Genomic DNA, 2,618 nt, shown 5'->3' on the forward strand with positions numbered 1-2,618 from the left:
AGGTCTTTTTCAAATCCTCTAACCGGGCGGGTTCGAGCTTCTGCGATTTCGCAAAATCTGTATCGGAGGTCCTTCTGTAGGGTACAAAGAAATCGGATTCCCACACCATCTCCGGATCAATTCCGTAATACGCGCTCAAAAGTTCGTACTCACTACCCACAACATCCTGTAGCTCTGCCGATGTCCAGAGATAAAACTTACCTTCTTCCCCTTCGCTGTCGGCGTCCAGGGCAGCGTAAAAACCACCATCCGGCGCCTTCATATCACGAATTAAAAACGACAGGATACGCTCAGCTACTTCTTTGTATTCCTTATCCGAAAATAACTGATATCCCTTGCTGTAAATGCTCAGGAGCTGCGCATTGTCATAGAGCATCTTTTCAAAATGGGGTATATGCCACCGGGTATCGGTACTGTATCGAAAAAAGCCCCCGCCTATCTGATCAAATATACCCCCGTGAGCCATACGGTCGAGCGTGGTTTTCACATGATCCCGGGATTTCTGATCCCCTGACAGGTGTGAGTAGGTCATCAAAAACGAGAGGTCACAGGGAAGCATAAACTTCTGAACCCCTGCATTTCCACCCCACTGGCCGTCCCATCTGGATTGCCAAAGGCCCACAGCTTCTTCGATTGCTTTGGGGTTCTGATCGGGTTCCGCCTCGTTTTCAGGAATCAAATTTACTTCCTGAATGCCCTGGGCAACCCGATCGGCATAGTCCGAGAGTCCCTTAGGATCGCTTTCGTACCGCTGCTGTACTTCATTGAGTACCCGAAGCCAGCGCTCCCGTGTATGATACGTACCTCCGTAAATGGGCTTGCCGTTCGGCAGGACAATAACATTCAGGGGCCACCCGCCCGATCCTGTCATCAGTTGAACCGCCGTCATATACACCTGATCCACATCCGGGCGTTCTTCCCGATCCACCTTGACGCTGATATAATTCTCGTTCATATATGCCGCTACAGAGTCGTTCTCAAAAGTCTCCTCCTCCATAACATGACACCAGTGACAGGAGGAATACCCAATGCTGATAAGCACCAGCTTATCCTGGGCTTCGGCCTTTTTGAAAATCGACTCATCCCAGGCCTTCCAGTGAACCGGATTAGATGCGTGTTGTTGTAAATACGGACTCGTTTCAGTCCTAAGGGCATTACCTTCTGCCCTATCCTTTTGGGGCTCCCCACAGGAGGAAATCATCAGGAGTGACAAAAAACTGCACGCCAGGAGAATAAAGGGGCATTTTTTCATGAAGTCCGCTTACAATTGTTCCAAAAATACAAATCCCACTCGATTAAACCCTGTCCGAGAGAAGTGCTTAAGGGGTAAGAAACATCTTTGGGTCTATCTAAAGAAATGTATGACCTTACAACAGGGCTATTTAGAATGTTCTAAAAACCAGGTATACAGGTCTTCTTCAAGATAGGCCTTTTCCCAGGAATTATGTCCAACGCCAGAGTAAGCGGTAAGTTCCACATTGTAACCCATCTCCCGAAGTTTTCGAACCATTTCTTCAGATTCTGAAAACGGAATGACCGGATCCTCGGTTCCGTGAAAGACGCGAATGGGCATAGATTTGTCAACCCAATGAGCATAAGGCAAAGGAGTCATTCCACAAACCACAGCCATAGCGGCAAAGGTTTCCGGATATTGTGTGGCGATTTCCCAACAGGCATTGCCCCCCCGACTCAAACCGGTCAGATAGAGTCGATCCGGATCTACCCGGTTTTCTTCTACAACACTTTCCAACAGCTTCATCACCGCCCGAACATTCCACCATTTTTGTTTGTGCGGGTTCTGGGGTGCCAGGATTAAAAACGGAAAGTCTTTCCCTTCCGCCAATAGCTTTGGCGGACCATTCTTCTGCAGCAAATCCAAAGCTCCTCCTGATTCCCCTCCCCCGTGCAGGAATAACAAGAGCGGAAATTTGGCCCCGGACGACGGCTCGTAATCCGGGGGAAAGTAGAGATAATACTCCAGGGTTTCGGAAACCACAACTTCCCGCTCCCCGGACTCCAGTCTGGACTGGGCAGAACAGGACGAAATACAAATAGCCAGAAGCAATAGATTTATCAGCAGTTTATAGAACGCCATTATTTCCTGATTTCATAGGGAATTGATCCGATAGTGTGTTCAAAGATATTCATTCAGCCTGAATGTCGTTATGACAAACTGAATCCGTCGGAGCGTCAATTCCCGCCAAAGGGGGCGATGCCGGATTACCGGTCAGGTCGTTCACATTTTATTAACACCAGAACCGAATCTAAACGTGTAATTTCGCTTTATGCAGAAAAGTGCAAAGCGACTCTTTACCGCTCTATTCTTGCTAAGCCTTTTTTTGGGATCCAAAGGCCTTGAATTCCATGCCCTCTCCCATGAGCAGGATAACGATCAGGTTACCTGTGAATGGTGTGATTATGCCCTGGTTTTACAGAGCACTCCCTTTGAGCCCGCCACGGTATCACACCTGGTTTTTACCCCAACCGAATCGGATCAAAATCCAATACTCACCGATTATCTTTCCAATCCAAAGGAGCGATTGGCCTGGGAGCCCCTATTTGGGCGCCCCCCTCCCTCTGTCTGATTTCTCCACACGTGTCAGTAGAAGGCTCCAACC

At 48.5% G+C, this 2,618-nt stretch carries 3 protein-coding genes; 1 reads left to right on the forward strand and 2 read right to left on the reverse strand.

Going from position 1 to position 2,618, the window contains the following annotated elements; all coding sequences use genetic code 11:
* On the reverse strand, positions 1 to 1,252 hold a 1,252-nt coding region (locus tag WBV75_RS13835), incomplete at its 3' end, for a thioredoxin domain-containing protein (RefSeq protein ID WP_424121171.1).
* A 126-nt stretch (positions 1,253 to 1,378) separates the two neighbouring features.
* Positions 1,379 to 2,095 (reverse strand): prolyl oligopeptidase family serine peptidase, encoded by a 717-nt coding sequence (locus WBV75_RS13840; protein WP_424121172.1) that lies wholly within the window; start codon positions 2,093 to 2,095, stop codon positions 1,379 to 1,381.
* A gap of 190 nt (positions 2,096 to 2,285) precedes the next feature.
* On the opposite strand from WBV75_RS13840, the gene WBV75_RS13845 reads away from it, so the two are divergent.
* On the forward strand, positions 2,286 to 2,585 hold the full coding sequence (locus tag WBV75_RS13845) for a hypothetical protein (RefSeq protein WP_424121173.1): 300 nt from the start codon (positions 2,286 to 2,288) through the stop codon (positions 2,583 to 2,585).
* The last annotated feature ends 33 nt before the right edge of the window (positions 2,586 to 2,618 follow it).

The sequence above is a fragment of the Robiginitalea sp. genome, assembly GCF_049588695.1.
In the GTDB taxonomy this organism is placed as follows: Bacteria; Bacteroidota; Bacteroidia; order Flavobacteriales; family Flavobacteriaceae; genus Robiginitalea.